The 22,598-nt window shown below is 67.0% G+C and carries 20 protein-coding genes and 5 pseudogenes; 15 read left to right on the top strand and 10 right to left on the bottom strand.

The window, feature by feature from the left end; all coding sequences use genetic code 11:
• The coding region (locus ACWDA7_RS36645; RefSeq protein WP_450610226.1) for an integrase core domain-containing protein at nt 1–291 on the top strand (291 nt) is incomplete at its 5' end.
• A 276-nt stretch (nt 292–567) separates the two neighbouring features.
• Here ACWDA7_RS36645 and ACWDA7_RS36640 read toward each other — a convergent pair.
• Together ACWDA7_RS36640 and ACWDA7_RS36635 are read right to left on the bottom strand one after the other, a co-directional pair.
• The gene (locus ACWDA7_RS36640; protein WP_450610224.1) at nt 568–1,623 is read right to left on the bottom strand and encodes a tartrate dehydrogenase; all 1,056 of its coding nucleotides are present in this window, start codon (nt 1,621–1,623) and stop codon (nt 568–570) included.
• A gap of 92 nt (nt 1,624–1,715) precedes the next feature.
• Entirely contained in the window at nt 1,716–2,606 is an 891-nt protein-coding gene (locus tag ACWDA7_RS36635; protein ID WP_450610222.1) for a LysR family transcriptional regulator, read from the bottom strand.
• A gap of 124 nt (nt 2,607–2,730) precedes the next feature.
• Between ACWDA7_RS36635 and ACWDA7_RS36630 the strand changes: the two genes are divergently transcribed.
• From ACWDA7_RS36630 to ACWDA7_RS36600, 7 genes are all read left to right on the top strand, one after another.
• Nucleotides 2,731–2,940 (top strand): transposase, encoded by a 210-nt coding sequence (locus ACWDA7_RS36630; protein WP_450610220.1) that lies wholly within the window; start codon nt 2,731–2,733, stop codon nt 2,938–2,940.
• Nucleotides 2,941–3,036: 96 nt separating this feature from the next.
• Entirely contained in the window at nt 3,037–3,615 is a 579-nt protein-coding gene (locus ACWDA7_RS36625; protein WP_450610218.1) for a transposase family protein, read from the top strand.
• A 26-nt stretch (nt 3,616–3,641) separates the two neighbouring features.
• Nucleotides 3,642–4,979: an MFS transporter gene (locus tag ACWDA7_RS36620; RefSeq protein ID WP_450610216.1), complete on the top strand. Its 1,338-nt coding sequence runs from the start codon at nt 3,642–3,644 to the stop codon at nt 4,977–4,979.
• Nucleotides 4,980–5,032: 53 nt separating this feature from the next.
• Nucleotides 5,033–5,899 (top strand): alpha/beta fold hydrolase, encoded by an 867-nt coding sequence (locus tag ACWDA7_RS36615; protein WP_450610214.1) that lies wholly within the window; start codon nt 5,033–5,035, stop codon nt 5,897–5,899.
• Entirely contained in the window at nt 5,896–6,660 is a 765-nt protein-coding gene (locus tag ACWDA7_RS36610) for an SDR family NAD(P)-dependent oxidoreductase (protein ID WP_450610212.1), read from the top strand. The genes ACWDA7_RS36615 and ACWDA7_RS36610 overlap by 4 nt, the downstream gene beginning before the upstream one ends.
• 46 nt (nt 6,661–6,706) lie before the next feature.
• Nucleotides 6,707–7,456: an SDR family oxidoreductase gene (locus ACWDA7_RS36605; protein ID WP_450610210.1), complete on the top strand. Its 750-nt coding sequence runs from the start codon at nt 6,707–6,709 to the stop codon at nt 7,454–7,456.
• A 39-nt stretch (nt 7,457–7,495) separates the two neighbouring features.
• Nucleotides 7,496–8,251: an IclR family transcriptional regulator gene (locus ACWDA7_RS36600; RefSeq protein ID WP_450610208.1), complete on the top strand. Its 756-nt coding sequence runs from the start codon at nt 7,496–7,498 to the stop codon at nt 8,249–8,251.
• On the opposite strand, the pseudogene ACWDA7_RS36595 reads toward ACWDA7_RS36600, so the two are convergent.
• Both ACWDA7_RS36595 and ACWDA7_RS36590 read right to left on the bottom strand, forming a co-directional pair.
• Nucleotides 8,222–8,662: pseudogene (locus tag ACWDA7_RS36595) on the bottom strand (LysR substrate-binding domain-containing protein); the annotation flags it as partial. The gene ACWDA7_RS36600 and the pseudogene ACWDA7_RS36595 overlap by 30 nt on opposite strands.
• 241 nt (nt 8,663–8,903) lie before the next feature.
• Nucleotides 8,904–9,026: pseudogene (locus ACWDA7_RS36590) on the bottom strand (LysR family transcriptional regulator); the annotation flags it as partial.
• 355 nt (nt 9,027–9,381) lie between these two features.
• Between ACWDA7_RS36590 and ACWDA7_RS36585 the strand changes: the two are divergent.
• A pseudogene (locus ACWDA7_RS36585) lies at nt 9,382–9,492 on the top strand (transposase family protein); the annotation flags it as partial.
• A gap of 131 nt (nt 9,493–9,623) precedes the next feature.
• Here ACWDA7_RS36585 and ACWDA7_RS36580 read toward each other — a convergent pair.
• The 5 genes from ACWDA7_RS36580 to ACWDA7_RS36560 all read right to left on the bottom strand — a co-directional run bounded on the left by ACWDA7_RS36580 (nt 9,624) and on the right by ACWDA7_RS36560 (nt 14,538).
• Nucleotides 9,624–10,595, bottom strand: coding sequence for a hypothetical protein (locus ACWDA7_RS36580; protein WP_450610206.1), 972 nt, complete (start codon nt 10,593–10,595; stop codon nt 9,624–9,626).
• A 308-nt stretch (nt 10,596–10,903) separates the two neighbouring features.
• Complete coding sequence (locus ACWDA7_RS36575) at nt 10,904–11,245, bottom strand: hypothetical protein (RefSeq protein WP_450610205.1); 342 nt, start codon at nt 11,243–11,245, stop codon at nt 10,904–10,906.
• Nucleotides 11,246–11,704: 459 nt separating this feature from the next.
• Nucleotides 11,705–11,989: a YciI family protein gene (locus tag ACWDA7_RS36570; RefSeq protein WP_450610203.1), complete on the bottom strand. Its 285-nt coding sequence runs from the start codon at nt 11,987–11,989 to the stop codon at nt 11,705–11,707.
• A gap of 102 nt (nt 11,990–12,091) precedes the next feature.
• On the bottom strand, nt 12,092–13,366 hold the full coding sequence (locus ACWDA7_RS36565) for a hypothetical protein (protein ID WP_450610201.1): 1,275 nt from the start codon (nt 13,364–13,366) through the stop codon (nt 12,092–12,094).
• Complete coding sequence (locus tag ACWDA7_RS36560) at nt 13,363–14,538, bottom strand: homogentisate 1,2-dioxygenase (RefSeq protein ID WP_450610200.1); 1,176 nt, start codon at nt 14,536–14,538, stop codon at nt 13,363–13,365. Before ACWDA7_RS36560 ends, ACWDA7_RS36565 begins: the two co-directional genes overlap by 4 nt.
• Nucleotides 14,539–15,290: 752 nt before the next feature.
• Between ACWDA7_RS36560 and ACWDA7_RS36555 the strand changes: the two genes are divergently transcribed.
• Complete coding sequence (locus ACWDA7_RS36555) at nt 15,291–16,034, top strand: maleate cis-trans isomerase family protein (RefSeq protein ID WP_450610198.1); 744 nt, start codon at nt 15,291–15,293, stop codon at nt 16,032–16,034.
• A gap of 243 nt (nt 16,035–16,277) precedes the next feature.
• On the opposite strand, the gene ACWDA7_RS36550 is transcribed toward ACWDA7_RS36555, so the two are convergent.
• Nucleotides 16,278–17,108 carry a helix-turn-helix domain-containing protein gene (locus ACWDA7_RS36550; protein WP_450610229.1) on the bottom strand — a complete coding sequence of 277 codons (831 nt, stop codon included), beginning with the start codon at nt 17,106–17,108 and terminating at the stop codon, nt 16,278–16,280.
• Between the two features lie 1,124 nt (nt 17,109–18,232).
• Here ACWDA7_RS36550 and ACWDA7_RS36545 point away from each other — a divergent pair.
• The 5 genes and pseudogenes from ACWDA7_RS36545 to ACWDA7_RS36525 all read left to right on the top strand — a co-directional run.
• Nucleotides 18,233–19,306 (top strand): annotated as a pseudogene (locus ACWDA7_RS36545) (integrase core domain-containing protein).
• A gap of 114 nt (nt 19,307–19,420) precedes the next feature.
• Nucleotides 19,421–19,672 (top strand): type II toxin-antitoxin system VapB family antitoxin, encoded by a 252-nt coding sequence (locus tag ACWDA7_RS36540; protein ID WP_450610196.1) that lies wholly within the window; start codon nt 19,421–19,423, stop codon nt 19,670–19,672.
• Nucleotides 19,669–20,076, top strand: coding sequence for a PIN domain-containing protein (locus ACWDA7_RS36535; protein WP_450610194.1), 408 nt, complete (start codon nt 19,669–19,671; stop codon nt 20,074–20,076). Before ACWDA7_RS36540 ends, ACWDA7_RS36535 begins: the two co-directional genes overlap by 4 nt.
• Nucleotides 20,077–20,299: 223 nt before the next feature.
• Nucleotides 20,300–21,403, top strand: a complete 1,104-nt coding sequence (locus ACWDA7_RS36530; protein ID WP_450610227.1) for an integrase core domain-containing protein — start codon at nt 20,300–20,302, stop codon at nt 21,401–21,403.
• Nucleotides 21,404–21,726: 323 nt separating this feature from the next.
• Nucleotides 21,727–22,598, top strand: a pseudogene (locus ACWDA7_RS36525) (IS200/IS605 family accessory protein TnpB-related protein); the annotation flags it as partial.

Below are 22,598 nucleotides of genomic sequence, written 5' to 3'. Positions count from 1 at the left end.
TTTCCCCGGCCGAGATCGCCGAAGGCGAACGCCTTCGCGGAACGCTGGGTCGGCACCGTCCGCCGCGAGTGTACCGACTGCCTGCTCATCATGAACGAACGGCACCTGCGCGCCGTCCTGAACACCTACACCGACCACTACAACCGGCACCGCCCCCACCAATCCCTTCACCAACGACCTCCTCAAGCCTCGGAGACCGGCCAGACGGCACCTGTCATCGCTTTGGGAGGCCGCGTCCGTCGCACTCAACTACTCGGCGGCCTCATCAACGAGTACCAGCAAGCAGCCTGACGGCAGGCAGACAAACGGCCTGATCAGCAGCCCGAACCAGGGTTTTCACGCGGGACAGGCGCCCACAAGCTGCTGCGCACCCGGATCCTCGGTGGCCTCATCAACGAGTACAGATACGCCGCGTGACCTGCGGCGATGACTTTTCGAGCGACACGGCATGCCAGCCGGTGAGCGATGTCGGAAAGGCGTGTGCGGGAGAACTGCACGCACGGTTGGAAGCGGCGGGGACTGGAATCGGAGCGACAGCCGCCGCGCCAGTCCCCGACCCTACTGAGGTTAGAGGAGTTCGAGCAGCTTATGAGTGAACTCGTCGGTCGTCGCTGTGCCGCCAAGGTCGCGGGTACGGACGTCTGACTTGGCCAGGATGGTGGCGATGGCGTCGTCGATGTCCTTGGCGGCCTCGGGGTGGCCAAGGTGGTCGAGCATCAGGGCCGCCGAGCTGATCGCGCCCAGCGGGTTGGCGATGCCCTGGCCGGCGATATCGGGGGCAGAGCCGTGCACCGGCTCGAACATAGACGGAAACGCGCGCTCGGGGTTGAGGCTCGCGGAGGGGGCGATGCCGATCGAGCCTGCCACGGCGGCCGCGAGGTCGCTCAGGATATCGCCGAAGAGGTTGGAGGCGACGACCACGTCAAAGCGGGCAGGGTCGAGGACGAGCTTTGCGGCCAGCGCGTCGATGTGCTCCTGATCCCAGGTTACGTCGGGGTGCCCGGCAGCGCGCTCGGCGACCAGCTCGTCCCAGAACGGCATGGTGTGGATGATGCCGTTGGACTTGGTGGCCGACGTGAGCCTCCCACTGCGGCGGGCGGCCAGCCGGAAGGCGTAGTCGACGATCCGAGTGACCCCGGCCCGGGTGAACACCGCTTCCTGGACGGCCAGTTCCTCCGGTGTCTCCCGGTTCAGCCGGCCGCCGATCTCGCTGTACTCGCCCTCGACATTCTCCCGCACCACGACGAGGTCGACCTCGCCCGCAGCGGCGGCGCGCAGGGGACTGGTCACGCCTTCGAAGACCCGGATCGGTCGGAGATTGACGTACTGGCGGAAGCCCCGGCGGATGGGGATCAGCAGCCCCCACAGGGACACATGGTCCGGTACGCCCGGGTAGCCGACGGCGCCCAGCAGGATCGCGTCCGCCTCGCGCAGCCGGTCCAGTCCGTCGTCGGGCATCATCGCCCCCTCCCGCAGGTAGCGCTCGCAGGACCAGTCGTAGGACGTGTACGAGAACGCGATGCCGTGGTGGCGGCCGACCGCTTCCAGGACCTCCCGGGCGGGAGGGAGGACTTCGGCCCCGATGCCGTCACCGGGTATGAGGGCGATGCGGTAGTTCGTCATGCGACTGATTGCAGCAGCGGGCCGGGTGGCGTGTCCAAGGCAGAATCCCGATGCGTCTTATAGGACGGGCTTATAGCTCCCCGATGATGGCCCTACGGGGCGAGTTCATCGTCCGCGGACGCGCGATCTAGGAAGGTCCGGGCCGCGGGAGAGAGCGGAGTTCTGCGGCTGATCAGCGCAATTCGCAGCGCGGTGTTCGGCTCCAGGTCGAGCACCATCGCACCTGCCTGCTCTGCCGTACTGCGCCAGGAATCGGTCACCACCGCAAGACCCACCCCCGCCAGCACCAGCGGCACCACTGACACTCGGTGTTCAGTCTCAACGGCCACGGTGAAATCGACACCGTGCTCGCGCAGGGTGTCAACGTATGCCCGCCCGGCCGTGCCCCGCTGCACGATGATCAGTCGTTGCCCGGACAACTGCTCGCAGGCCACCGGCCTGCCTGCGGGGAAGGGGCTGCCAGGCGGCGCGAGCAGTACGAACCTCTGCACACCGATGGGGTGGGACAGAACCTCCTTCTGTGGCAGCGGGTCGGGAGTGGTCAGCAACCCCAACTCGCCGATACCCGTGCGCACCATGTCGATAACGTCTTGTGGTGTGAAGGCGGCACGAACGCAAACTTGCACCCCAGGATGACGGTTGCTGAAATCGCAGATCATCGAGGTGAGCGGCTCAACAGCCGGGGATGGCATCGCGGCGATGTCGAGCCTGCCGGTCCGCAGTTCTTGGACGGCGTCGACACTCGCGCGGGCAGTCTCCATGCTCCGTACGGCCGCGCGAGCAGGTTCAATGAGCGCCATTCCTGCCCCCGTGAGGACGGCGCGCTTGCCGATCCGATGGAACAGGTCGGTGCCCAGATTGCGCTCCAGCGACCGCACCGTCTGTGATAGCGCCGGCTGCGACACATACAGGGCCGAGGCCGCCCGATTGAACCCGCCGTGGTCCACGATCGCGAGGAAGTACTCCAGCTGCCGGATGTCCATGCGGCGATTCTCGCCCCCGAGGGCCTGTTCTGAGTCGTGATCTCGGTCTCGGTGATCACCTCCGGTGACCATGATCGAACTGATAGACCTCTCGTGTGCTGCGACGCGAACTGAGTGATGCTGATTGGGAGTTGATAGCCCCCACCTGCCGATCGGGCGGTACGGCCCCTATCCGGAGCACCTGTGCGACCAGATGGAGTGGATCATCTGGCGGTTCCGTACCGGTAGCCCGTGGAGGGATGTACCGGAGGCGTTCGGCTCCTGGTCTGGGTATGTGGTGTGTTCGGGTAGCGGCTGGCTGGGGTGGATAGCGGGGCAGGCACGGGCTTCGTGATCATTGTGGGCGCTAAGCCCGGTGATCACGAGGTGTCCCCGTGTCTGCCGGCGTCTTCTCCCCTCCCCACCGTCTTGCTGAAGCTGGGTCCGCTGGATGCTGGCAGGGTCGCTGACCTGCGCCCCTTACCTCGATGTGGTGCCCGACCCCCGCTCGCGGCGGGGCTGCTGGTACTCGCTGACAGCGATCTTGCTGGTGTGCGCCTGCGCGGTCGTGGCGGGCGCCAAGAGCATCGACGAGTTCGCCGAGTGGGGCGCGAACGTCTCCGGCAAACTGCTGGCCGCCCTCGGTGTGCGACGCCATCGGCTTGGGTGGCGTCGCTGCCCCTCGGCGGCGACGATCGGGCGCGTGCTCCAGGCCGTTGACGGGGATGCCCTGGACCGGGCGGTGGACGCCTACCTCGCCGACCGGTACCGCGCCGCCACCGAGCCGGCCGTCGAGCCGTCCGGTCCACGGCGCGCCATCGCCGTGGACGGCAAGGCACTCAAGGACTCCGCCAGACTCGGCGATGAGGGATCAGAGCCCGACGGCCGGACGCGACAGCCGACACGGCGCCGTTGGCCGCGCGATTCCGGCATCTCTGGACACAGAGCATCGTCGCCGCATCCCCATCCCGAATCGCGGGATTCTCGTTGTCCACCCGTGCGAGGCCTCCACACAATCGCAGCCCGTTGATTCCATTCCAAGCGAAGGGGCTTGCAATGGTCACTCCCACCTCCGAGGACCGGTCGGCGCCGAGCCGGCGCGCGGCTGCGCCGGTTTCGGTCGCGTCCCGCGTTCGTTCGTATTTCGCCAGCACGGTCGGCAACCTGCTCGAATGGTTCGACTGGGCGGTCTACGCCGCCATGTCACCGTTCATCGCGACGGCGTTGTTCAACCCGGCCAACAAGGTGTCCGGGCTGCTCGCGACGCTCGCGGTGTTCGCCGTCGGATTCGTCATGCGGCCGATCGGCGGCGTCGTCTTCGGCTTCCTCGCCAACCGCCGCGGCCGCAAGTTCGTCCTGCTGGTGACGATGATCGGCATGGCGGCCGGCACGCTGTCGATCGCCGTCATCCCGACCTACGCCGCCATCGGCGGATGGTCGTCGTTCCTCCTCGTCGTCGCACGGCTCCTGCAGGGACTCGCGCACGGCGGCGAGACGGCGATCTCCTACTCCTACGTCACCGAGATCGCACCGCGTGAAAGACGCGGACTGTGGTCGAGCGGCGTGCTCGGCTGCGTCATCGCGGGAACAATCCTCGCCAACGCCGTCGCCGGCACCCTCACTGCGGCCACCTCCGAGGGCTTCATCGCGGACGGCGGATGGCGCATCCCGTTCGTCATCGGCGGGGCGCTGGGCATCTACGCGCTGTTCCTACGCCGTTCGATGATGGAGAGCGACGTTTACGAGCGGGCGACCACGTCCGGCGCCGACGACGCGCGCTCCATCACCAGCCTCCCCGCCTGGTCAGCGGGCCGGATCGTGCGCCGCAGCACGCAGTTGGTGCTCTACGTCGCCGGCGGCTCCGTAGTGCAGTACACCTGGACCGCCTACGCGGGCACCTACGCCATCACGCAGAAGCACATGAGCCCGAGCGCCGCCTACTGGTCGCTGCTGGTCGCGCAGGTCGTCGGACTCGCGTTCATGCCGTTCTGGGGATGGGTCTCCGACCGCGTCGGGCGCCGTCCGCTGGTCATCGCCTACGGCATCGTGTTCGCTGCGCTCGTCTACCCGGCGTTCACGTTCATCGGGTCCACGTGGTGGACGCTCGCCGTTCCCGCGACCGTCATCTTCGCCCTGTGGGGCATGACCGGCTCCCAGTCGCCCGCCGTGCAGGCCGAGAACGTCACGACCCGGCACCGCGCCCCGGTCGTCGGCGCCGTCAGCTCGATCGCCGCGGCGCTTTTCGGCGGCACCGCGCCCTACCTCAGCGCGTACACCGGCTCCATCGGCGCGCCCTGGGCCTTCCAGGTCTTCGTCATCGTGCTGTGCCTGATCTGCGCGATCGTCGGCTTCACGCTCAAGGAGACCAAGGGCGTCGACCTGGAGAAGGTCTGACCGTCCCGCTGCCTCCGATTTTGTTCGTTGACCCCCATCACAAGGAGACATCCATGTCACAGACGCTCACCGCCCCCGACCAGTTCGTCACCGTCGGGGACGAGACCTACGCCTACCGGTCCTTCGGCGCCTCGGAGGGGACGCCGCTGGTGTTCCTGAGCCGGCTGCGCGGCACGATGGACGACTGGGACCACGCCCTGATCGACCTAATCGCCGCCGAACGCCCGGTCATCCTGTTCGACAACCTCGGCGTCGGCCGCACCAGCGGCCGCAACCCCGGGACGGTCACCGAGATGGCCGCCTCCGCCATCGCGTTCGTCGAGGCGATCACCGACGGTCCGGTCGACCTGCTCGGCTTCTCCCTGGGCGGCTACGTCGCGCAGCGCTTCGTGCTGGCCCGCCCGGACCTGGTGCGCCGCGTCGTGCTGGCCGGAACCGGTCCGGGCTTCGGCGAGGGCATCCTGCCGTCCGAGTCGGTGGTCGCCCCGCTGCGTACTGCCCCCGAGCTCACGCTCGACGCGTTCCGCGTGCTGTTCTTCACCGACTCCCAAGCGGGCATCCGCGCCGGTGACGACATGTGGCGCCGCATCCACCTGCGCGCCGACCGCGAGCCCGATGTGCCGATGGACGCCGTCTTGCAGCAGGTCGCCGCGATCCGGAACTGGTCCGGCGGCGTCGAGGGCGGCGACCAGGCCTTCCCGGAGCTGGAGAAGATCTGGCACCCGGTGCTCGTCGCCAACGGTGAGCACGACGTGATGATCCCGACCGTCAACTCGTTCATCATGTCGCAGAAGCTGCCCAACGCTGAACTGCACGTGTACCCGGACTCCGGCCACGGTTTCCTCTTCCAGTACCCCGGGGCCTTCTCGCAGCTGGTCAACGGCTTCCTCGCGCGCACCGGAAGCCGGGCGACGGCATGACCCACCCCTTCGACATGCGCGGGCGGACCGCGCTCGTCACCGGATCCACAGCGGGTATCGGACTCGCTGTCGTCAAGGGGCTGCACGGCCTCGGGGCACGCGTCGTCCTGTCGAGCAACTTCGAGGCCGACATCAAGGAAGCCATCGACGCGCTCGCCGCGGACGGGATCGAGGTCGAAGGGATCGTCTGCGACCTCAACGACCCCGACAGCGTGCGCACCCTCGCCGAGCGGGCGCACGCCCGGTTCGGCCGGATCGACGCGCTGATCGCGCACGCCGGCGGCTACACGCACGTCGGCCCGCTCATCGACACCTCCGAGGAGGACGTCGAGCGGACCTTCCGGACCTCGGTCTTCCACAACCTCATCCTGATTGAGGGGTTCCTCCCGCTGATGGCGTCGCAGGGCGGGGGCAGCGTGGTCGTCACGTCGAGCATCGCGTCGCTGCGAGCGAGCACCAGGCTCGCGGCGTACGGCGCGGCGAAGGCGGCGCTCAACTCGCTCGTGCGCAACATCGCCGCCGAGTGGGGCGACCGCGGGGTGCGGGCCAACGCCGTCGCCCCGGGCACGGTGCGGACCAGGTTCTCCCAGGCCCTGTGGTCGGACCCGGAGCGCGAGCGGGCCGCCGGCGCGAACACCGCGCTCGGGCGGATTGCCGAACCGGAGGACATCGTCGGGGCCGTACTGCTGTTCGCCTCCGACGCGGGCTCCTACATCTCCGGCCAGACACTGCTTGTCGACGCCGGCCGCTCCATCCTCTGAACGGTCCCCTGAATCGACCCTGTGAATGGAAAGGAGAACGACGCACATGACAGACATCGCAGCTCAGGCGGTGGTCGTGACCGGGGCCAACGGCGGTCTCGGGCGTGAGTGGGTCGCGCAGGCGCTGGAACGCGGCGCGGCGAAGGTGTACGCCACGGACGTCACGCTCGGCACGTGGGACGACGCCCGCGTCACGCCGCTGGTTCTCGACGTCACCCGCGAGGAGACGATCGACGCCGTCGTGGCGGCGGCGAGTGACGCGACGATCCTGATCAACAACGCGGGCATCGCGCTGCGTGATCCGGTCATGACCGTCGAGGACGCTAAGCTGCGGCACGTCTTCGACGTGAACTTCTTCGGCACCGTCACCGTCACGCGGCGGCTCGCACCCGTCATCGTTGCGAACGGCGGCGGGGCGATCCTCAACGTCATCTCGCTGCTCAGCTGGCTGTCGCTCCCGGCCGCCTACAGCGCGGCGAAGGCGGCTCTGTGGTCTGTGACCAACGCCTTCCGGCTGGAGCTCGCCCCGCACGGGGTCGACCTCGTCGCCCTCCACATGGGCTACACGGCGACACCGATGACGGAGGCGCTGAACGTGGTGAAGAACGACCCCGCGGACATCGTCCGCGCCGGACTCGACGGCATCCAGGACGGCAGTCTGGAGGTGCTCGCCGACCAGTGGAGCGTGGAGGTGAAAGCGGCCCTCGCCGGTCCAGTGCAGGATCTCTATCCGCAGCTGAGCGGTGCGACATATCCTTTCGGGATGGTGCCGATCACCGCGACACCCGCGCAGTAGGACGGGCTGCGAACTCTCTGTACATCGAAGGGGCTGCGCGTGAGCACGATCGCCAAGGCGGGCCGTGTCCTCGACCTCTACACGCCGGGAAGTCCGGTGTGGGGGGTCAGCGAGGTCGCGACGGCCTTGCAGATGCCGCGCTCGACCGCTCACTCGCTGCTCGCCGCCCTGACCGAGGCCGGGCTGCTCCACCAGTCCCGGCGCGGCCGCTACGAGCTCGGATGGCGTGCGTTCGAACTCGGTCAGATCCACCGGATGACATCCGGTGGACTGATCGAGACCGCCCGCCCCGTGATGCAGGAGATCTCGCGTCGGCACTCGGAGTCGGTGTGCTTGGCGGTCTACGACCGGCAGGCCCTCATCTTCATCGACAAGGTCGTCGGCGACGACCCGCTCTCCGTTGTCGGCCCACGCATCGGGATGCGGTACGAGCCGCACACCTTCGCGTCGGGCCGGCTGCTGATGGCCCATCTCCCTGCGGCTGAGATCGAGGACTACATCTGCACGAGCTCGCAGCGCACCCGCAGCAGCAACGCGGTCGTCCGGCCGCAGGTCTTCCGCGACCAGCTCGTTAGGATCCGGAACGACCAGCTCAGCTACGACGACGGCGGCGCCATCCTCGACGTGGGCTGCGTCGCTGCCCGGCTCATCGGCCGGCACGGCCAGACGATCGCCTCGCTGAGCATCAGTGCCCCGTCCCGCCGCTTCCGGGAGAACCGGGTCCGGCTGTCGGAGAGCGTGAAGGCGGCGGCCGCCACCATCTCGCGGCGGCTGCGGGAGCACGGGCAGATGTAGCAGCCGACGTTGAGCGTAGTGAGCGTGTCGGTGCCGTGGCGCAGGGCATGGTCCCGCGCGCCCCGGCGATCCCGGACGGCCCGCCCGCCGAGAGCCACACCCAGCTCGCGATCTAGAGCGAGGGGCTGCGGCTTGGCACGAGGAGCGGGGAGGGTGTGTGGCGGAGGCGGGACTGCCGGAGCGCGGAAAGCCGACCCACTGCAAGCCGATGAGTGCGTCGAGCGCTATGCCGTCGGGGCCGGCGAGTCGGGCGGCCTGCTCCGCGGTCACGAGCACGCCGAGCTGTTCTCGTACGACGAGTAGTGCGTCGAACTCCGCCCTCGTGGGCCGCTCGCGGAGGAACCCGACGTCCAGTTCGCCGGCCTGCAGGGTGGCCCATTGTTCCGCTGTGGACAGGTGACGGGCCTGCACGTGGGTGTCCGGGTGGACTTGGGCCAGCTCCGCCAGTGCAGAGTCCAGCAGCCCGGGGGGGCAGTTCCAGTGGGATCCCGATCCGCAGAACCCCGCGACCGGGATCGGTGTACCGGGCCATCGTCCGCAGTGCCTGGTCGTGCCTGGCCAGGACGGCGCGGGCCTCACCGAGGAGGATCGCCCCCGCCTTTGTGGCTTGCGCACCGGTGCTGCTGCGCGCCAGCAGCTTCACACCCAGTTGCCGCTCAAGCCGGCTGATCGTCTGGGACAGCGCCGGCTGACTTATGTGCAGCCGCCGCGCCGCCGCGGACAGTCCACCTTCCTCGACGATCGCTACGAATATCTGCAAGGCCCGCAATTCCACGCCAACATCCCTTCACGCCTCCCCGCCCGGTGCCCCACTCCGCGGCCGCGGACGCGGCTGCTGGGGCCGTGCGGGCCTCTGCGCCGCCCTTCCTGACCGCCGGCCGGTCACGGCCTGGCTTGCGCCGCCGTTTCACGGCAGCGGTGGGGCCGGGGGTGGGGTTGGGTGTGCGGGTCGCCGGTGGGCAGGACAGGGTGGCGACCCGCACGACTGGGGGGTGTCAGGCGTGCTGGTGGGGTGTGACGAGGGGGAATTCGTTGTCGGTGTCGGCGACGATGTTGAAGTAGTTGGTGAGGATGTTCAGGGCGAGGTTGCCGACGACTTCGGCGATTTCGGCGTCGGTGACGCCGGCGGCCCGGACAGCCCCGGCCTGCGTCTTCGGGCGCTGACGGATGTGTTCGCCTACGCCCAGGCCGAAGGCGTCGAGCTGCGCCTGGACGCCACCGAGACCAGGTCGCGAGCGCCATATTGGCCAGCACCATCATGCTCTCGCTTCGGTCCTCAGCCAGCCCCCGAGCGCGCACCTCCCCGAGGACACCGGCACTGACATGCCCTCAGCTTCTAGGCTGCCCGGCGCCCGCCCGGGCCCTGCCGTATTCAAGTCACCTTCGGCCAACTCAACTGAGCCCACAGGGGATCAAGAGCAATTTGTCGGAGCTGAGAGGTCGTCAAAGCAGGGATTTTGCGCGTGGCTGGAATTCCGTAGGCCCGTGCGTTAACTGTTGAGATCACCACGCGCAATCCATCTTTGCGAAAGGTGTCGACGGTCCATTCGGTGAGGCCTTTGCCGCCACTGGTCGGACGACCCTGATGGGTGGTGAGACGAGTGCCATCGGGTAGGATGTCAGCCGTTTTGAAGATCCTCGATATGGCGGGATCATCGGGTTGCCATCGTTGGACGTTCATGGCGACGAGACTCTTGCCTTGACCATCGTCAACGGTTACATGACCGAAACCGTCCGCACCGCCCTCGTCTGCGACGCGCAACCCCGTCGGCAACAGTTTCCTGAGGAATCCGGTGATTTGCTGTGCCGACACTTGCTTAGTTTGTGGGGTGAGGTTGCTGCTGGGTGGCACCGAGAGCGCGGTGAGAAAGGGTCTCCAAGTAGGAGATGTGACGATGGTGGTGAGTGTTTCAGCCGGAATCGGTGGTATAGGCCGGCTGACTGTCACGTCAGTGTCGTGACGAGCATTAATCTCAGTCGCCAAGATTTGATCGCCGTGACGAGTGGTCAGAAGTGCCGTCCAACGCTGGACGCCTGATGGCTTATTCTGGTTCGCAGGTGATTTGTCCAGGATGAAATCGGCTCCTCCGTTCAATTTCCTGATCGTGCACTTGCTGTACGGGTGATAGGCCGTGTCCGGACACTGCGACAAAATCGACGGTACAGGCACGGGAAATCGGCTGAGGGCTACCGATATTTTCGCCGGTCCATGACCGTCGTCAAAAATCAATTCTGCCTTGAGCGATCTCGGTGGTCTACCGTCGTTGGCGCCCACTGCACCGACGGCCTGTCCTTCCGCTTCGGAAATGTCTCCTTTGGGAAGCAACGCACGCAGTGCGCTCACCAAATCTCGCCCTGAGCGTGCTGTCATCCCCTCAGGCTCAGTGACCTTTCCCGACCCGCAGTTGGTGAGTGAGGCCAGTACACACACACCCAGGACGAACGCAGCCACCTTCCGGCTCCCCCACGATGCCAACCCACCACGGCCTCGAAGCAAACGACCAGTCTGCCGCCCCCCGCGGCCGAGCCTGGGCTGACGGTTCGAATACGAACAACCACGCACGGGACACCCCAACCTTCAGCTGATTGGCTGACGATGTCGGGGCAGGAACGCAGTGAAACTCCCTGCTCTCCTGCCCCGACGCTACAGGATCAGAATCCCGGACTCGAGATTGACGAGATCGAGTCCTGATAGGGATAGCTCAGGGTGTACCACCGGTAATTAGGCTGGAAGTAGCCGTAGATACCCTGGAAATTTGGATCCGTCCACGCCTCGATCGCTCGATCGCCAGTGGATATAGATGAGATACTGTCGTTCAAATATGGGTCATCTGAATAGCGGAGGTCCGGGATCTTCCCAGGGGCGCCATACCCTTGAGCGCAGGTCCCCTGGAAGTTGAAGTCGGTACACAGCTCGTACGGATTGGCAGTCGATGCCGTTGCCGGAGTGGCGGCGACAGCCACACCTGCGGCGGCAGCGATGCTCATGGCCACCTTTACCAGAATCCTTCTTGACTTCTGCATGAATTTCTCCCATTGGCTGTCGGGCCCGCCTCATATAACGGACCTCGGCAATACATGGACCTGACTATCTGCACAGGCGCAGCCCCTAGCATGAACTAACTAGGGCTCCGGAGCTGTGCCCATGGGGGCGACCGGACCGGTCTGGAAGATGAACTCGCTGGTCCTGGTCTTTCCTGGGTCTTCCGAAGACATTCTCGTTTCGGTGGAACTTCTCTCCGCACGCGTGCGCGTCACCAACCCAGCGAAATCGCCCTGTACCTGACGGCTTTTGAACAGCTACGCAGCATGGCGTATACGGCAGAGAAGCCCGCGCCCTAGTCCTAAGAGTCATCGAAGCCCTGCACTAATGCAGCCGCCCCTCCAGCCAGGCTCACTGGGCGTGCTGCACTCCCGGTAGCGGCACCCTACTGCACGGCGAATGCCACGACTTTACCCATTCAAGTTCGGTAGCGACCCGATCACGATGTTCCATTCGCGCACATCCGAGGTCGCGTGGCCGGAGCGGACGACGGGACTTTCCTGATAGATGTTCCGTGCTTGCTGGAGAGAGTCGCAGTGCAGGATGGCCATACCGCCTCGGCCGTCGTTGAATGGGCCCGAAAACATGAGGGTGCCCTCGGCGTACAGCTTCGCCAGATATGCCTTGTGCGCCTCACCCGCCTCCTGGTCCAGTACTCCGTCGCCGAATTCGAGCGTCACGACGAAATGCTTCATTGCATCCTCCTGATTCGAGAGTTCGCCGAGTGGGTAGTTCTGTTCGGCTGTGTCCTTCGTCGGTGTGGTGGCACGCCGCTACACCGACGAAGGAGGAATTGGTCAGCGGGTCTCCGTCGCAGCGAAGCGACGACCGAGCCACTCGGCGATCAACTGCAGGGCCTTCTCCCGCTCTGGGAGGGGATGGCCGAAGTGCGCGGCTTCGAAGAACTGCATCGTCTTGTCTTCGGCCGGGCTGGCGTCGAACTGTGCTTGGCTGTCGTCGGGGAAGCAGAGGTTGTCCGCAGTGAAACTGATCACGAGGAGCGGCTCGTGGATCGATTTCACCGACTGGAGCAGGGTGGCCCGTGTCGACAGTGCGGACCAAGTGCTCAGCCACGCTCGCGGGGTGACGAGGCGGCCGAACCCGCCGGGCGCGTAGTTGATCTGGTCCGGTCGGGGCCCGAGAATCGAGGCTGGCCCCCGGGTGGACTTCCAGGCGTGCAGGCGCACGTCCAGGTACGCCGGATCGGCTTCGGTGCGGTGGACGGTCATGTAGTTGCCGACCACCGCGCGGCGGGTGACGTGGTTGCGCTCCTTGAGCGGCAGGTCCGCGAAGCCCGCCTCCTGCATCCTTTGCCGGTAGCGCTGCTGGTCGGCGATCAACCCTCGGGCCCGGGCGTCGAGGCGGGCCACACGGTCCTGCTGCGCCGCGCGGTAGCGCTCCAGGAATTCCTCGGAGTACGTGCTGGGTTCCGGGGGCTCGCGGAAGCCGTTCGCCGGGTTGTACATGTCCAGTGCCGGATCGACCGCCAGTGGATCGTCCTCGTCGATGACCGACGGGTCGATGGCGCTCAGCATGAAGGATCCCTGGCCGGGATGCGCTGCGATCAGGACGAGTCCATCCGCGCTGGGCATCTCGACGGCGTTGAGGTCGAGCGGTTCGCCGGCGGCGGTGTCCGTCAGCCTTCCCGGCGGTGTCGTGCTCGCCTGCTGCTGGTAGAACGCGAGAAGCGATCCGCCACCGCTGTTGCCGAGCAGCACGATCTTTTCGTAGCCTCGCTCGTTCTTCAGATGGTTCAGCCCGGCGGCGAGATCGAGCAACAGTCTCTCGTGCTCGCAGTCGACGTCGTTGTTCAGGCTGCGGGGCTGGTGGACATAGAAGGCGTACCCGGCTTCCAGGACCGCCGGAGCGGCGTAGTGCCGGCTCATGTCGCCTCGGGGGTGCGACACCACCACCACCGTGCGCTCACTGCCGCGGGCGTAGAGGAACCCGCGGGAGACGACACCGTCGGAGGCGGCGACCGGGATGACGGTCGTCTTGGTCCCTGCCGGCAGTGCGTCGAAGTCGATGACGCCGACTGCGTTGGTGCTGATCTGGGCTTGCTGTTCAGTCACTGGTCGTCTTCCTGAATGCGTCGTCCTACCTGGCTGTAGCTCTCTCCCTCACGCTTCTTGGCCTGGGCCTCCGGCGTGATGACCAGCGGTCGCAGCGTGTCCACGAAGGGGAACTCCATGTCGGTGAGGTCACCGCGCTTCACGTTCTTGCGAATCTGGTCCACGACCGCGGCCGGCAGACCGTGGTGCACACCTCGCGGAGTGAGTGAGATGCTGGCCGGCGTCATGGGCAGGCCGAGAGCCGTCCCCTTGTGCCAGAACACGAGCTCGTCATAGTCCATGTTGCGGTGGTACGGCGGGGTTGGTTCCGAGTCCGGCGCCGCCTCGAAGGGGCGGGGGACCATGTTGCCCACGAGGAAGCTCGACGTGGCGAAGATGCCGTACGCGGACGGCATGATGTGGATGCGGTCGCTGAAGATCGCCCGGAAGTCCCGAATGTTGATCTTGAAGGGGAACAGGTCGCCCTTCCAGCCCTCGGCGTCGATCGGGTCGAAGTCGTAGAACACCGTGGTGTAGTCACCCCGGAACTTGAGCCGCACCGGCCACTCACCGTCCTCGTTGCGGCCGTCACCGAGCTCGTCCAGCGCCGGGGTGGGCACGTACAGCAGGGCCGGATCGAACGGCGCGCGGCGACCGAGCGGGCCGATGTCGGCGAAGCCCAGCTCCTCGGTCGACTCGATGATCAGAAAGTAGTTCACCGGACCGGTCGGGCGGATCCGATAGGTCACGCCCTTCGGCAGGAGCACCCAGTCGCCGGGCTCGTAGGGGATCGGGCCGAACTCGGTGTAGAAGGTGCCGGTGCCCTCGTGCACGAAGTACAGCTCGTCCCCGTCGGCGTTACGCGCCGAATAGGTCATATGTGTGCTGCGCCGGCTCGCCCAGATGGAGATGTCGGGATTGTGGAACAGCCGCAGCGGACCACCATCGGCGTTCGTCAGGTCGGTGGGCTCCAGTAGCCGCCCATCGATGTCGAGGTGGCCCCCGCTTCCCTCGGCGCGCTTCCAGTTGGTCGGCTCGTTGCGCCGGTACAGGTGCGCGTCGCGGCCCTCAAAACCCTGCCGCGTGAGCATGTCCTCATGCAGGCCGGCCAACTCGTACCGTCCCGCTCCCGCCTGCCGCAGCACCTTGCCCCTGCTGTGGTGAATCCACGATCGCATCGGCCTGATGTCCATCAGAGTGTCTCCTCGCCTTCGGCTCGACTGCTGGCTCTGACGATGCAGGCCTCGTGCCGGCCGTGGAACGCCGGGCAGATCCCCGCCCCCGCAGGGCGAGGCTGCCGCTTCGCGGGCACCGCAGCGCATCGCCGAGCCACGCAAACCCCCCTCGATCTGCTTGTTACAGAGGTTCGGGCGCGAGCAGTGGAGGCCACATAGGTGACTTCAGACGGGCATGCAGGGGACCGCGGGCAGCCCGCGAGAGGACTCCCCGCCCTGCGGGGGCGGGGATCCGCCCGGCGTTCCACCGCCGGCACGAGGCCTGCATCGTCATGACGAGCAGTCGAACAGAGCGGAAGGGGACAGTCCGGTGCGATCGAGCGGACCCCGGAACGGATCCACACCCTCGAGTGCCGACGGAATCAACGGAAGTCCCCTCCCCAACGCCTCGTTCGCGCGCTTGAGTCGCCGACGACCTTGCTCGTCCTGCCTTCGTCGCAGGTCGAACCAGGCGTGCGCCACGGATAAAGGGCGATGCCCCATGTGCGCCCCACACACGTCACCGTGTCCGCGTGCCGTAGCGCACAACTCCGGATCCCATGCCAGAGCGGCGGTACCACCTCGAACCGCCCAGATCTCATGGCCTGATCACGAATCCGCGATCCACACCAGACCAGATGTCCACAGCGCGCAGTCCGGGGAGCCACGGGTGCAGTCGAAGATACCAACCACCGGCGGCCGACCCAATTTTCAATGAAAGGCGAATATCGATGAGTTCCTACCGCGTGGGCCTGTTGGTGCCAAGTTCCAACACCACGATGGAGACCGAAGTCCCCGAGGTGCTGCGCCGGGTGGCGGCCACAACCGGTGACCGGTTCACGTTCCATTCCAGCCGGATGCGGATGAAGACCGTCAGCGAAAGCGAGCTCGCCGCGATGAATGCGGACGCCGATCGCGCGGCAATCGAGCTGGCCGACGCCGATGTGGACGTTATGGCCTACGCCTGCCTGGTCGCCATCATGGCTCAGGGCCGCGGCGCGCACCGTGACATCGAGCGGCGGCTCGCCAGCGCGTCGGCGGACGCGGGTGTGGCCGTCGACGTGCTGTCGAGTGCGGGGGCTCTGGTCGCCGGGCTGCACCACATCGGCGCCCGCAAGGTCTCGCTCGTGACCCCGTACCTCAAGCCCCTCACCGCACGCGTGGTCGACTACATCGAAGCAGAAGGCATCGAGGTCCAGGACGCGATCAGCCTGGAGGTGGACGACAACCTTGCCGTTGGACGCCTCGACCAAGGGCAGTTGCCCGAGATCGCGCGCCGACTCGACACCCGCGGGGCCGACGCGGTGGTGCTGAGCGCCTGCGTGCAGATGCCCTCCCTGGAGGCGATTCCCGCCGCCGAAGCCATCGTCGACTTGCCGGTCGTCACTGCCGCGACCGCCACATCCTGGCAGGTGCTGTCCACACTCGGGGCCTACGCCCCGGTTCCCGGGCCTGGCGCACTGTTCCGAGGCTGAGGTCGCGGACGCGCCGCAAGGACGACTGGCCAGGTGATGCGCCCACTCCTGCGGCCTGCGGCACGACGGATGAGGAACTCGACTTCTCGACCTCGAAGTCGAGTTCCTCATCGATGCGCCGACACACAGAGCCGGCCGTCGTATAGAGCCGGGGCCATGGGACCGTATGCCACGGCCGGCCTGCTTCGCTTGGCGAGGCGCTTTCGCTGAGGCCTGCTCGCGACGCGCCGTCAGCCTGAAGCGCTACCCGGCTGGACGATGCGAAGGCGCCGAGAGGAGGGCGTCGATGGCCAATTTGGTGCTCTCATCGGACGGCAGCCACATCTGGAGCCATTGGCCCGCTTCCCCGACGAGGAGAACCTCGAGAGTGAGCTTCAGGATTCCGGCATCGGGGTGAGAGAAACGCCTGCCGCCCGGCTCCTTGTATGCGATCGGGTGAGCGGCCCATCGCGACGCGAACTCGGGAACCGCACTCAGGTCGTCGACTACGGCGCGGAATTCATCATCTGAGCCCCAGTCCGGTTGGGCGGACCGCAGCCAGCCGACCACCTCGTCCGCCATATCTACCCAATCGCTCTCGGTGAATATCCGGCGCGCCATGGGGTTCAGAAAATGGTAGCGAATCAAATTAGGCGAGTCCTCATCCAGCAATCCCAGCGGCCTGACAACCCTTCTCCACGCGCTATTCCATGCCACAACGTTGCAGATCGGCCCGAACACGCATGCCGGCGTGGGATCAAGATGATTCAGCAACGTACGCACCGTAGGCCGTGTCTCATCGCTGACCGGGCGGGGAGCTGGGAAGAGCCCGGCGCTATGACGTTTCATGACCAACATCGCGAGGTGCTGCTTCTCATTGTCGGAGAGCCGCAGCGCCTCGGCGAGCGCGGCGAGCACCGCATCGGAGGGATTCGTATCCTGGCCCCGTTCCAGCCGTTCCAGGTAATCGACACTCACGCCAGCGAGCACAGCGAGCTCCTCCCGTCGCAGCCCAGGGGTCCGCCGCCGACCAGAGGCGGGCAACCCCACTTGCTCGGGTCTCAGCTGCTCCCGGCGCGAACGCAGAAACGACATCTCGCCTCCATTGGTCATCTGCTTAGACACCCCAGTCCGCACCCTCACGGCCGACCTCGGCCACCGCCGCTCCGGCTTCCGCTACCCTGCTGCGCGACCGCGACAGCTGCTACCCCGCATTCGAGGTGGCCGCGGGGTTTTAGCGTGGCGCCGCGGAACGGTCTTGCCATACTCCAGCGCCTGAGTGGACAGCGTTCGACCTCAGGGGTCACGCCCACTTCCGATCCAGGACAAGGAACAGCACGCCGCCAATGTCCAGTTGGGCGGCCTGCCGTTCGCTTGTCCGCGCCGTCGGCATACACGCCGGCATCGACACACACCTCGCGCGCCTCCGCCTCGTCCAGCCCGACGTCGAAGGCCAAACCTCCGTGCCGGGGATCGATCTTTCATCGGCGAAGTTCACCTGGGCGACGAGCCCCTCAGGTCCGCCGGCAGGCCACGGGTCTGGCGAAGTACAGGACGCGTCCTGTCGAAGGCGTTGTTGACGGTGGCCTTCTCGCCGTTCTCGAACAGCTTGAACATCCGATTGTCTCACCAGGTAGGAACTTGCGAATCGCAAGTACACACCATATTAATTGACGCGTCAAGGTTGTGTTGTGTCTCACGGCACTGTGGGTCGAGCCCTGCAGGACCCTGGTCCGCGCATGAGGGACCGCCGCAAGCCCAGCGACGATCAATGTCACTGGTCGCCGAGGGATGCCGGCAAGTTCCCGACGGCTCATGGTCGGACCTTTGGGTCGTGATGGGTTCGGCTGAGAGGGCGCAGGCTGCTGTTCGGGGGCCGTTGGAGCGCAGGAGGACTGCCGCGGCCAGGGCTGCGAGGCCGGCGATGCTCGCGGTGCGTAGGATGCGCCCGGCGGATGAGCCGAGGAGGTATCCGGCGAGGACGTCGCCCGTGCCCCCACACGACTGAGGCTGCGGTGCTGCAGAGGGGGAAACAAGAGATCCCTTCTACCCGGCCCCTGGCGGAGTCCGGATCGAAGGTCGCCACTGGGGGACAGGTCCCCATGGCGCGTGGCCGGCCCTGCTCGCGGGCAACCGGCCGCCACTCGACCCTGTGCTGCTCGAAAAGTCGTCGTCGCAGGTGGCAGCGGTGACGGCTCGTCGGCTGGGAGCATGCCCGGATGATCGTGTCCTTGCTGTACAAGGTGACCCGGAAGTTGCTCTTCCTGCCGTCGTTGCTGCTCCGCGGGGATGCGGCGAAAGACGCTGAGCTTCTCGTCCTGCGCCACGAGAACGCGGTGCTGCGCTGGCAGTTGGCCGGCCCGGTTTGCTGCGAGCCAGTCGATCGGTTGTGGTGTGCTGCCTTGTCGGGGCTGATACCTCGGTGTCGCCGGCGCGAGGTCTTCCCGGTCACTGCGGGCACCCTGCTCGGCTGGCATCGCCGATTCGTCGCCGCGCAGTGGGACTACAGCGCGCGCAGGCGCACCGGTCGGCCGCCGACCGCCACGGCGCTCAAGAGCCTCGTACTGCGACTCGCCGGCGAGAATCCGCGATGGGGCCGCAGGCGGATCCAAGGAGAGTTGGCTCGGCTCGGGCACCGGATCGCAGCCTCGACGGTGTGGGGGATTCTCCACGCGGCAGGCATCGACCCCGCGCCGCGTCGCTCCGGTCCGATCTGGCGTGAGTTTTTCACCGCCCAGGCCGAAGGCATCATCGCGGCGGACTTCTTCCCCATCGACACCGCGCTCGGCGGGCGGCTCTATGCGCTGGCCTTCCTCGAGCACGGCACCCGGCGCCTGCGCATCACCGGCGTCACGCCCATCCGACGCGGGAGTGGACGATGCGGCAGGCGAGGAATCTCGCCGCCGACCTCGGCGTGCGCATGGAGTCCCTGCGGTTTCTGCTGCGCGATCGAGACGGCAAGTACGGCGAGGCGTTCGACGCGGTCTTCGAGGCAGAGGAACTGGACGTGATCAAGAGTGCACCGCGGGCGCCTCGGATGAACGCCCACTGCGAGCGCGTCATCGGCAGCCTCCGCCGCGCGGTGCTCGACCACATCCTCGTCATGGGAGAGGCACATGCCCGGCAGGTGCTTGCGGCCTACCAGAGGCACCCCAACGAGCATCGGCCCCACCAGGCGCAACCAGCTACCACCCGATGCCCAGAAACAGCCCACCGCGACAGACAGCGGCACCCACAAACTCCAGCGCACCCGGATCCTCGGCGGCCCCAACGAGTACAGATACGCCGCGTGACCCGCGGCGACGACTTTTCGAGCGGCACAGGATGATTTATCGGCACCCGCAGTGCTACAATGTGTGAGAGGTGGGTCATTTTCCCACGTGACACACATGGAGGGAGTGGTCATCGTGAGCGTGACCAACGTCGACCTGGACGACCAGGCCCTCGCCGAGGCCGCGGCGCTCCTTGGCACCACGACCAAGAAGGACACGATCAACGCCGCCCTTGCCGAGGTTGTCAAGCGCTACAAGCGCCGCCAGGCGGCCGAGCGGCTGACCGAACGCGGAGCACGCGGCGACTTCGAACCCACCCGGCGCCTGTGGCAGGCGCGTAAGGCCGCGCAGCGCGGCGAGGCCGCCGGAGGCGACGCCGGCGAGTGATCGCGTACCTGATGGACACCAGCGCCTACGTCCACCTGGCCACCGATCCGGCCGACCTGCGCCGCTGGGACGCCGAGATCGAGACCGGGGCCATCGGCATGTGCGAGGCCACACGGGCAGAGATCCTGTTCAGCGCCACCGGACCGGCCGACCGCGACGCGATGGAGGCCGACCTGAACGACATGTTCGGCACAGTGCACGTCCCCAAGGACGTATGGCGCTGGGCGGACCGCGCACAATACAAGCTGACCCAGACCGGCCAGCACCGCGCGGCCGGAGTCATCGACCTCGTGCTCTGCGCGACCGCCGCGCACCACGGCCTGACCATCTTGCACCGTGACAACGACTTCGCCACCGTCGCCCGCGTCCTGGCCGAGGTAGACCAGCACGACGTACGACGCTGACACCCTGCGCCTGCCGAATACTCATCCGCGCTGGTGGGAGGCAGTGTGCCTCGGTCACCGGGCCCCGACCGCGTCGCCCGAAGTGTCAAAGTCAGCAGCTTGGCCGTGCGGGTGCCGATAATTCATCCGTCCAGGTCCGGCGCTTGATCGCCGATCTCCGGCCGCGTCTCCCTTCGTCCTGTTGTCTCCATCTGCGCGGGGCATCGACGGCATCATGATCTTCGTGCTGCTGGGCCTTGCGTATCTCGCCGTGACCCACACCTTCGCGTTCCTGTGCCTGTTGTCGATGAGCGACAGAGAGAAGGACGTGGAGATGCTGGCGCTGCGGCACCAGTTGCTGGTCCTGCAGCGCCGGGTCGGCAAGCCCACGTTCACCGACACCGACCGCGCTGTCCTGGCCGGCCTGCTCCACCACCTCCGCATGGACAAGCTGCGGCACCTCCTGCTGCTGGTCCGCCCGGACACGCTCCTGCGCCGGCATCGCGACCTGCTCAAGCGGCGCCACACTGCGACCTGTGTGCCCAAGCGCCGCGGACGTCCGCCGACCATCCGGTCGAGCCGGGCCCTGGTCGTGCGTCTGGCGGGGGAGAATGCCTCGTGGGGCTACCGGCGGATCCACAAAGTGCTCGCGGCGCTCGGCATTAAGGTCGCCGCCTCCACCGTCTGGGAGATCCTCAAGGAACACGGCATTCCACCCGTGCTCGAACGGCAGAGCACCACCGGGGGCGACTTCCTGCGCAGCCAGGCAGTAGCGCTGCTGGCCTGCGATCTGTTCGAGGTCCGCACCCTGACCGGGGCGCGCCTGTACGTCTTCGCGGTGATCGAGCATTCAACGAGGCGTATCCGGATCCTGGGCGCCACCGCACACCCGACGGCGCAGTGGATCGTGCAGCTCGGGCGCAATCTCCTCATGGACCTCCAGGACGCGGGCAGCAGGGCCACGTTTATGATCCGCGACGGTGACTCGAAGTTCACGGCCGCTTTCGACGACCTGCTGACCGACGCCGGGCTGACGGTCGTCACCACCGGCCTCCGGATACCGCGGATGAACTCCCTCATGGAGCGCTGGATACAGACGTGCCGACGCGAGCTGCTGGAGGGCACCTTGATCTGGAACCAGAGCCACCTGCTGCACGCGCTCCGCGAGTTCGAGACCTTCTACACCTGCCATCGACCGCACCGAGCCCTGGGCCAAGCCGCGCCGCTGCGCCCACTGCCTGCACCGATCAACGTGCCAGAGCCGATCCGGCACCTTGAGGTCCGCCGACGAGACCGGCTCGGCGCAACCCTGCACGAATACCAACATCAGCCTGAGCAGGCCGGATGATTTATCGGCACTCGCAGTGCTGACCTGTTTGTTCGCCAGCTGATGTCGATCTTCGTCAAGCCGTGTTGCGGTACTCGTGGATCAGGCCGCCAGGGACGTCGTGGCGCTGGATCTGCTGCGCGGGGAACGGTGTGACTCCTCCACCCCGTAAACGGGGTTGGGAGCTGTTCGGTTTCGGATGTGCAGGAGTGTGCGTGCGTGTGCACGAGCATGTACCTGTTCGTGGTGGTGCAGCGCGCGCACGACGCGTGGCGGGCACTGTCAGTGCCGGCCGGTACCGTCCTTCCTGTTGCCGATCACGTGTTGGGGAGGGGGGTGCATCGATGCGTGGTGAGGCGCTGCGCACGATCGCTGCCCCCTTCGTGGCCGTCGGCCCGTCCGGCGTGGCGATCCGCACCCGCATCAAGGGCCTCACGCCGGACGATGACGAGGTGTTACGTCTGGTGGGCGCGCATCTGGGGTCGCTGGCCTCGAAGGATCTCAAACGCCGGTGCGCCGAGGGCCTGGAGCACTCCGCGGATACGTGGGCCAGGCGCAAGCGGGCCCTGACCGACACGTCGTCCTCGCGGTGGGCCGGTTCGATCACGAAGGCCACCCACGATCAGTGGGCGCTGTCCCGGCGTGCCCAGCTCGCGCACATCCACGGCCTTGAGGCCGGCATCAAGACGATCGCGCACCGCCTGTCGCTGCCGGTGGGCGAGAAGGGCACGAAGCGGGCGCCGGGCGGATACCGCACCCGGCAGGAGTGGTTCCACAAGTCCCGGCGACTGCATCTGCTCAAGGATCGGCTGGAGCGGGAGCGGGCCGATCACGAGGTGGGGCGGGTGCGGGTGGTGCGGGGCGGCAAACGCCTGCTCACCACCCGACACCACCTCGAGGCGGCGCAGCTCACCGAGCACGCGTGGCGACGGCGTTGGGAAGCAGCGCGCTGGTTCCTGCAGGCGGATGGCGAGTCGGGCAAGCGGTTGGGGAACGAGACGATCCGCGTCACCCCGGACGGCGAAGTCTCCCTGAAGCTGCCCGTCCCGCTGGTGCACCTGGCGAACGCCCGGCACGGCCGGTACGTCCTGGCCGCAACCGCGGTCTTCCACCACCGCAGGGACGAGTGGGCCGACCGCGTCTCGACGAACCGGGCCGTGGCCTACCGCATCCACTACGACACAGACCGCTGCCGCTGGTACCTGACCGCCTCGTG

Source organism: Streptomyces sp. NPDC001156, assembly GCF_053598275.1.
The sequence above is the reverse complement of the archived record's forward strand: the minus strand, read 5'-3'. Positions and strand labels throughout refer to the sequence as shown.

Bases quoted from the DNA above. Each gene is read 5' to 3' on its own strand.
- ACWDA7_RS36625 (WP_450610218.1), top strand. From the start codon at position 3,037: ATGCTGGCAGGGTCGCTGACCTGCGCCCCTTACCTCGATGTGGTGCCC.
- ACWDA7_RS36610 (WP_450610212.1), top strand. From the start codon at position 5,896: ATGACCCACCCCTTCGACATGCGCGGGCGGACCGCGCTCGTCACCGGA.
- ACWDA7_RS36605 (WP_450610210.1), top strand. From the start codon at position 6,707: ATGACAGACATCGCAGCTCAGGCGGTGGTCGTGACCGGGGCCAACGGC.
- ACWDA7_RS36550 (WP_450610229.1), bottom strand. From the start codon at position 17,108: ATGTCGTTTCTGCGTTCGCGCCGGGAGCAGCTGAGACCCGAGCAAGTG.
- ACWDA7_RS36555 (WP_450610198.1), top strand. From the start codon at position 15,291: ATGAGTTCCTACCGCGTGGGCCTGTTGGTGCCAAGTTCCAACACCACG.
- ACWDA7_RS36640 (WP_450610224.1), bottom strand. From the start codon at position 1,623: ATGACGAACTACCGCATCGCCCTCATACCCGGTGACGGCATCGGGGCC.
- ACWDA7_RS36560 (WP_450610200.1), bottom strand. From the start codon at position 14,538: ATGGACATCAGGCCGATGCGATCGTGGATTCACCACAGCAGGGGCAAG.
- ACWDA7_RS36635 (WP_450610222.1), bottom strand. From the start codon at position 2,606: ATGGACATCCGGCAGCTGGAGTACTTCCTCGCGATCGTGGACCACGGC.
- ACWDA7_RS36570 (WP_450610203.1), bottom strand. From the start codon at position 11,989: ATGAAGCATTTCGTCGTGACGCTCGAATTCGGCGACGGAGTACTGGAC.
- ACWDA7_RS36615 (WP_450610214.1), top strand. From the start codon at position 5,033: ATGTCACAGACGCTCACCGCCCCCGACCAGTTCGTCACCGTCGGGGAC.
- ACWDA7_RS36620 (WP_450610216.1), top strand. From the start codon at position 3,642: ATGGTCACTCCCACCTCCGAGGACCGGTCGGCGCCGAGCCGGCGCGCG.